We start from the raw sequence: 7,515 nt of genomic DNA on the forward strand, positions 1-7,515 counted from the left end.
GTCCGAAGCGCGAACCCTCCTCGTCGGCCCAGTTGACGAGCCGCACGGTGACCGTCGGGTTTCCTTCCTCGACGATCCGTCGGAGCACCTCGGCCCCGGCCACCAGGTTGAGGCAGCCGTCGAGCCACCCGCCGTTCCCCACCGAATCGATGTGGCCGCCGATGAGGACTGCACGGTCGGAGGCCCCGCGAAGTGTCCACCAGTCGTTGCCCGCTTCGTCGCGCTCGCGTTCGAGGGGCAGCCCGTCGAGCAGGCCGTCCAACCACGTCCGCGCCGCGTTCCACGTGTCTGTCCAGGCCACGCGCTGTGCGCCGTTCTCGTCCCCCGTCAGTTCCTGCAGTTCGCGGAGCTGCCGGACGACACGTGCGGGCTCGAGTGCCATGACGCGAGCCTACCTCGTCGGTATCCGGAGTTCCAGGCGGCACGCGGCCGCCGACTGTGGTACGGAATACCGTTGTGATCAACGTCATCAAGAGGGTCGCGATCGGAATTGCTGTGCTCCTTGGGGTGTGCGCCTTCTACACGGGCTATCGCGAGCTCTTCCTCGCCACGGGATGGACATGGCCGTTCGAGGTCGACGACATCACGTTGCCGTCGCTTCCGTCGATCGTCGGCGCCCTGTTCGACCCGGTTCAGGAGGACGGGGAGTTGCTGATCTCGCTCCTCTTCAAGGCAGCCCTGTTCACCGCCAAGGAGGCGTTCGTAGGATTCGTGATCGGCACGATCTTCGGCTTCGCACTCGGCGCCGTGATCGCCCGGTTCCAGATGCTCGAGCGAGGTCTCATGCCGTACGTCGTCGGCTCGCAGACGATCCCGATTCTCGCGATCGCCCCCATTGTCGTCGTGGGGCTCGGCAGCCTCTCGATCGCCGGCTGGACGCCGACAGACTGGCTCCGGGTCTCGGTCATCTCCGCCTACCTGACCTTCTTCCCCGTCACCGTCAACACCGTCAGGGGCCTCGAGTCGGCCGACCCGCGCGCGATCGAGCTGATGCGCTCTTACGCGTCCGGCGAGTGGGCGATCTTCCTCAAGCTGCGGCTTCCGGCGTCCCTGCCCTATCTGTTCGGCGCGTTCCGGATCGCCGCAACGGCGTGCGTGATCGGTGCGATCATCGGCGAGTTGCCCTCGTCGATCCAGGGAGGCCTCGGTGGCGCGATCATCAACTTCAACCAGTACTACGTCCTCAATCCCCAGAACCTCTGGGCGACCAACCTGATGGCCGCCGCGCTCGGCATCTCGTTCTTCCTCGTCATCGTGATCGCCGAGAAGCTCCTCGTGCACCGGCCGCCGGAGACCCTGGCGTGAGCACCCCGAGCTCGGTCGTCTCGATCTCGGGCCTCGGCAAGGTCTTTCCCAAGGGTGGCGTCACCGCGCTCGAGAACATCGAGCTCGACGTCCAGCCCGGCGAGTTCATCTCCCTGATCGGCCCCTCGGGCTGCGGGAAGTCGACGCTGCTGCGGGTGATCGGCGACCTCACACAGCCGACATCGGGCGAGGTGCTCGTCAACGGGAAGCCTGCCCCGCGTGCGCGACTCGATCGCGACTACGGGATCGTCTTCCAGGCCGCGGTGCTCTTCGACTGGCGCACGGTCGCGAAGAACATCGCGCTCCCACTCGAGCTACTCAAGTGGGATCGCGCGAAGCGCGAGGCCCGCGTCGCCGAGATGCTCGACCTCGTCGAACTGAAGGACTTCGGCAGCCACTATCCGTGGCAGCTCTCCGGCGGCATGCAGCAGCGCGTCTCGATCGCGCGGGCGCTCTCGTTCTCGCCGGCTCTGTTGCTGATGGACGAGCCGTTCGGGGCGCTCGACGAGATGACCCGCGAGCGACTCAATCTGGAGCTGCTGTCCATCTGGGCAGAGACGCGATCCACGGTCATCTTCGTGACCCACTCGATCTCCGAGGCGGTCTTCCTCTCGACTCGCGTCGTTGTGATGTCGCCGCGCCCCGGTCGGATCGCGGGCGTGGTCGACATCGATCTGCCGCAGCCGCGCGGAGTGCGGGCACGAGAGGAGCCACGGTTCTTCGAGCTCGTCACCGAGGTGCGGGAGATGCTCCACGCCGTCGAGACCGAGTCGGAGCCGTCTGCGTGAGTGCGATCGCCGTGACGGATACGGACGGCGGGCTCGGCCGAGCGTCGGGATTCGCGCGCACGTGGCTTCCGGCGATTCTCGTCTTCGGGATCGGCCTTCTCTGCTGGCAGTGGATCTTCCCCGACGTCCTTGGAGTCAAGCCCTTCCTCCTGCCGCGCCTGTCGGACGTCATCGACGCCCTCTGGGAGAACCGCGACGCGCTGCTTACGGCCGCATGGATCACGTTCAAGGAAGCGTTCGGCGGCCTCGTTCTCGGGAGCAGCGTGGCGGTCATCGCTTCGCTCGTGCTCGCCCGCTGGCGCCCGCTCGGAAACGCGCTGATCCCGTACCTGATCGCCGCGAACGCGATCCCCGTGATCGCGTTCGCGCCAATCACGAACGCCTGGTTCGGCACTCTCAGCCCGTGGTCGAAGATCGTGATCGCAGCGGCTCTCTGTTTCTTCCCGGTGCTCGTGAACACACTGCGTGGGCTGACCTCCGTGCACCCAGCGTCGATCGAGCTCATGCACGCGTATGCGTGCCCGCAGCGGACGATCTTCTGGAAGCTGCGGATCCCCGCCTCGATGCCGTACCTCTTCACCGCGCTGAAGATCGCCGCAGTCCTCGCGATGATCGGTGCGGTCGTCGGTGACTACTTCGGAGGATCGACCGAGTCGCTCGGCGTTCAGATCCAGAGCGCCGTGGCGCTGTCACGGTACGAGATCGCCTGGGCGGCGATCGTCGTCGCGAGCATTCTCGGCAGCGTCCTCTACGGAGCGGTCGCCTGTGCGGAGCGGCTCGTGATTCGCTGGCATCCGTCCGTTCGGGCAGTCGACTAGCGGGCGCGAATGTGATCAGATTGGTCGAGCACACAACCAGGGAGGGTCGATGAAGAAGAAATGGTTGGTCCTGGGAGCGTCCCTAGCTCTCGTGGCGAGCCTCGCGGTCGCGGGAATGGCGACAGCGCAGGGCGACAAGCAGCAGGCGATGACGAAGGTCACCGTCCAGCTGAAGTGGGTCACGCAGGCCCAGTTCGCGGGGTTCTACGCCGCACAGGCGAACGGCTACTACAAGCAGGTTGGCCTCGATGTGAAGATCAAGGTCGGCGGCCCCGACATCGTTCCCGAGCAGGTCGTGCTCGGCGGACAGGCGGAGTTCGGCGTCAACTGGCTGCCGAGTCTCTTTGCCAACCGTGAGCAGGGGAACGACCTCGTCAACATCGCGCAGCTCTACGCGCGAAGCGGCACGACCGAGGTGACGTTCAAGAAGAGCGGCATCAACACGATGCAGAAGATGAGGGGCAAGAAGTACGGTGTCTGGCTCTTCGGCAACGAGTTCGAGCAGCAGGCGGCGCTCGTCAAGGCCGGCCTCGACCCGAAGAAGGACGTCACACTCGTCAAGCAGAACTTCGACATGGTCGCGTTCCTCAAGGGCGAGATCGACGCTGCGTCGGCGATGACCTACAACGAGCTTGCGCAGGTGCTCGAGACGAAGAACCCGGCCACGGGCAAGCTGTACCAGCTAAGCGATCTGAACGTCTTCAAGATGTCGGCGCTCGGTACCGGCATGCTCCAGGACGGCCTCTTCGTGAAGGGTGACTGGATCAAGGATCCGGCCAACCAGGCGACGGCAGTCAAGTTCCTGACCGCCACGTTCAAGGGCTGGGCGTTCTGCCGTGACAACCCCAAGGCGTGCGTGAGCACGGTCGTCAAGCAGGGCACGGCGCTTCCGAGGGGCCACCAGGCCTGGCAGATGAACGAGGTCAATGCCCTGATCTGGCCGAACAGGCTCGGCATCGGGATCATGGACCCCGTCCAGTTCAAGCTGACCAACTCGATCGCCACGAAGTTCAAGGTGATCAAGAAGCCGGCCTCGGCGGCCTCGTATCGCAGCGACCTCGCAAAGAAGGCGGTCGCCACGCTCAAGAAGCAGGGCATCAATGTGACCGGCAAGAACTTCAAGAAGGGCGTCGTCGTCCTGAAGGAGGGCGGCAAGTAGCGCGTACCGATGTCCGTTGAACCGAGGCCCCGGGTCGCACCTCGCGACCCGGGGCCGATCTTCGAGGAGGAGCCCCCGATGTCCGTGCTGATCAGGAACGGTCGCGTCGTCACCGCAGCCGATTCGACCATTGCCGACGTCTACATCGAGGGCGAGCGCGTCTCTCTGATCGGGACGTCGCTCGACGTCGATGCGGACGTCGTTCTCGACGCGACCGACAGGCTCGTGCTGCCCGGCGCGATCGATCCGCACACGCACCTCGACATGCCGTTCGGCGGCACCGTCACGATCGACGACGTCACATCGGGCCAGACGGCTGCGGCATTCGGCGGCACGACCTGCCACATCGACTTCTGCATTCAGGGACAGGGCCAGACCTTCGCGGAGGCCCTCGCCGTGTGGCATGCAAAGCGCGAAGGCAACGCGATCATCGACAACGGCTTCCACATCGCCGTCACCGACCTCGAACACGGCGGCACCCTCGAGGAGCTCGCGACCCTTCCCGCGCAGGGAGTCACGTCCTACAAGTTGTTCATGGCCTACAAGGGCGTCTTGCAGGTCGACGACGAAACGCTCTTCCGCACGATGGAGGTCGCGGCCGAGACCGGCGCGCTCGTGATGGTGCACGCCGAGAACGGCGACGTCATCGACGTGCTCGTCAAGGAGGCGCTCGCCGCCGGGAACACGACGCCGCTCTACCACGCGCTGACCCGGCCCCCCGAGATCGAAGGTGAGGCGACCAACCGCGCGATCCAGCTCGCGCGGATCGCCGGCGCGCCGCTCTACGTCGTCCACGTGACATGCAAGGACGCCGTCGACGCCATCAAGACGGCACGGGAGAAGAACTGGGACGTCTGGGGTGAGACGTGCACCCAGTACTTCTTCACCGACATTACGGATCTCGAAGAGCCCGATTTCGGCGGAGCCAAGTACGTCTTCTCGCCTCCCGTCCGCGACAAGGCGAACCAGCCGGTGCTCTGGAGCGCGGTGCGCGACGACGTTCTCTCCGCGATCTCGACGGATCATTGCGCGTTCCTCCTGGACGGACAGAAGACCCTCGGCCGCGACGACTTCTCGAAGATCCCGAATGGGGCACCGGGCCTCGAGGATCGACTGAGGATGATTCACCACTTCGGAGTCAACGAGGGCCGGATCTCACTGAACCGGATGGTCGAGCTCCTCGCGACCAACCCGGCGAAGCTGTTCGGCCTCTACCCGCGCAAGGGCACCATCGCTCCTGGCTCGGACGCGGACATCGTCATCTTCGATCCGAACCGGATGACGACGATCTCGGCCGCGACGCACCATTCGAAGTCGGACTACAACCTGTTCGAGGGCACCGAGGTGAAGGGCGACGTCGACACCACCCTGATCCGGGGCACTGTCGTCGTGCAGGACGGCGAGCTCAGGGTGGAGCCGGGCTTCGGGCAGTTCGTCAAACGCGCGCGATTCATGGAGCAGCTGGTCTAGTACGCACTCGCAATGACCCCCGACCGGTGGGGCTAGTCACTCACGTTCGGCTATCTCGTCTGTCCCGACAGAGTCCGGGCCTGCCCGGACTGCCTTCGGAAACTCGTGGTTCTTCGAGGAGGCGGTCCGGACGCTCTCGTCCGTGATTCGTTGGTTGCGGCACGCTACGATCGAGCGAACGAGCGACGACGAAGGAGCCCAGGATGGCCACGATCGAGACAGACCCGAACCTCGGCGCCCAGATCGTCGCCGACGCGAAGGAGCACGTTCTCTACTCGTGGTCGGTACAGAACGCGATCAACCCGATCGCGGTCGCAGGCGCAGAGGGCCGCCACTTCTGGGACTACGACGGGAAGCGCTATCTCGACTTTGCCTCGCAACTCGTTAACGTCAACATCGGGCACCAGCACCCGAAGATCATCCAGGCGATCAAGGATCAGGCCGACAAGCTCTGCACGATCGGCCCGCCGATGGCAAGCGAATCGCGCTCGCAGCTCGGCCGGATGCTTTCGGAAGTCACTCCCGGGGATCTCTCCGTTTCGTTCTTCACGAACGGCGGCGCGGAGGCAAACGAGAACGCAATCAAGCTCGCGCGCATGGTCACGGGCCGCCATAAGATCGTCGCGCGCTACCGCTCCTACCACGGTGCCACGCACGGCGCCGTCTCACTCACCGGAGATCCGCGCCGGTGGGCGGCCGAGCCGGGTATGGCAGGCATCGTGCGCGCCTTCGATCCGTACACCTACCGCTGCCCGGCCGGGCACCCCGACCCGTGCCCGGTGTGCACCGGAGCGCCGCACATCGAGGAGATCCTCGAGTACGAGGGCGCGCACACGGTGGCCGCGATCATCCTGGAGACAGTGACCGGCACGAACGGCATCATCGTGCCACCCGACGGCTACCTCGAGAGCATTCGCGAGGTCTGCGACCGACACGGGATCCTGCTCATCCTCGACGAGGTGATGGCGGGCTTCGGTCGCACCGGCAGGTGGTTCGCCTGCGAGCACTGGGACGTCGTGCCTGACATCCTCTGTGTCGCGAAGGGCATCAACTCGGGCTACGTACCGCTCGGTGCGATGATCGCCCGGGGCGAGATCGTCGACCAGGTGCGCGACAGGTTCTTCCCTGGCGGCCTGACATATGCGGGCCATCCGCTCGCCTGTGCCTCGGCTGTTGCCTCGATAGAGGCGTTCCAGGAGGAAGGCATCGTCGAGAACGCCGCTGCGATGGGCGACTACTTCAAGGACGCGCTCGGCGCTCTGCAGGCGAAGCATCCGTCGATCGGAGAGGTGCGTGGGCTTGGGTGCTTCCAGGGGATCGAGCTCGTCAAGAACCGCGACACGCGCGAGATGCTCGTGCCGTTCAACGCGTCGGGCGAGGCGGCAGCTCCCGTCGCGCGGATGGCGAAGGCAGCGCTCGACCGGGGCCTCTACCTCATGTCGCACTGGAACGTCGTCATGGTGGTGCCACCATTGACGGTCACGCGCGAGGAGGCCGAGGAAGGTCTCGCGATCCTCGACGACGTTCTGTCGATCGCCGACGAGTATGTCGGGTGAGAGGACCCCGAGAGGGAAAGCGTATCGGGGCCCTCTCACCCGAATCTCTTCTGCGCGCTTCGCGCGATCCTGAAGGGGCCGGCCCGCCGGCCAGGTGCTTGACGGTCTCGCGTCGAGGCTGCTGAGAGGACCGCGAGAGGGAAAGCGTGTCGGGAGCTCCGGCTAGTCGCGGATAAATGCCGCGACGGCACGCGATGTCTCCTCGAGCGCATCCCAGAGCACGGTATGGCCGCCGGGGACGGTGACGACCTCGAGGAGATCACCGAGCGCGGCCTGATGGGCGTCGAGCAGGTCGTCGTAGCGGACGTACGAGTCCTCTGCGAGCACGAGAAGGGTCGGGATGCGCACGTCTTCGAAGGGCGGAGGCGCGCTGCTCATCTCACCGTACGACGCCACCACGGCAGCCTGGCTGTATCTGT

8 protein-coding genes are annotated in these 7,515 nt (G+C 65.5%); 6 read left to right on the forward strand and 2 right to left on the reverse strand.

The features are described from left to right. Nucleotides 1-382 (reverse strand): M20/M25/M40 family metallo-hydrolase (locus tag ABIR74_RS11535; protein WP_348178236.1); only part of this gene is annotated, 382 nt, incomplete at its 3' end. Between the two features lie 74 nt (nucleotides 383-456). On the opposite strand from ABIR74_RS11535, the gene ABIR74_RS11540 reads away from it, so the two are divergent. From ABIR74_RS11540 to ABIR74_RS11565, 6 genes are all read left to right on the forward strand, one after another. Next, nucleotides 457-1,305: an ABC transporter permease subunit gene (locus tag ABIR74_RS11540; RefSeq protein ID WP_348178238.1), complete on the forward strand. Its 849-nt coding sequence runs from the start codon at nucleotides 457-459 to the stop codon at nucleotides 1,303-1,305. After that, on the forward strand, nucleotides 1,302-2,093 hold the full coding sequence (locus ABIR74_RS11545; RefSeq protein ID WP_348178240.1) for an ABC transporter ATP-binding protein: 792 nt from the start codon (nucleotides 1,302-1,304) through the stop codon (nucleotides 2,091-2,093). Before ABIR74_RS11540 ends, ABIR74_RS11545 begins: the two co-directional genes overlap by 4 nt. After that, a complete protein-coding gene (locus ABIR74_RS11550; RefSeq protein WP_348178242.1) occupies nucleotides 2,090-2,911 on the forward strand; it encodes an ABC transporter permease in 822 nt (273 codons plus the stop codon). The genes ABIR74_RS11545 and ABIR74_RS11550 overlap by 4 nt, the downstream gene beginning before the upstream one ends. A gap of 91 nt (nucleotides 2,912-3,002) precedes the next feature. Next, nucleotides 3,003-4,070 (forward strand): ABC transporter substrate-binding protein, encoded by a 1,068-nt coding sequence (locus tag ABIR74_RS11555; RefSeq protein ID WP_348178244.1) that lies wholly within the window; start codon nucleotides 3,003-3,005, stop codon nucleotides 4,068-4,070. A 78-nt stretch (nucleotides 4,071-4,148) separates the two neighbouring features. Beyond that, nucleotides 4,149-5,540 (forward strand): dihydropyrimidinase, encoded by a 1,392-nt coding sequence (gene hydA, locus ABIR74_RS11560; protein ID WP_348178246.1) that lies wholly within the window; start codon nucleotides 4,149-4,151, stop codon nucleotides 5,538-5,540. 203 nt (nucleotides 5,541-5,743) lie between these two features. Further along, nucleotides 5,744-7,096: an aminotransferase class III-fold pyridoxal phosphate-dependent enzyme gene (locus tag ABIR74_RS11565; protein ID WP_348178248.1), complete on the forward strand. Its 1,353-nt coding sequence runs from the start codon at nucleotides 5,744-5,746 to the stop codon at nucleotides 7,094-7,096. 162 nt (nucleotides 7,097-7,258) lie between these two features. Here the strand turns inward: ABIR74_RS11565 and ABIR74_RS11570 are convergent. Continuing rightward, nucleotides 7,259-7,515, reverse strand: a 257-nt coding sequence (locus ABIR74_RS11570) for a hypothetical protein (protein ID WP_348178250.1), incomplete at its 5' end; no start/stop codon positions are given.

The organism is Gaiella sp. (assembly GCF_039915195.1).
In the GTDB taxonomy this organism is placed as follows: Bacteria; Actinomycetota; Thermoleophilia; order Gaiellales; family Gaiellaceae; genus Gaiella.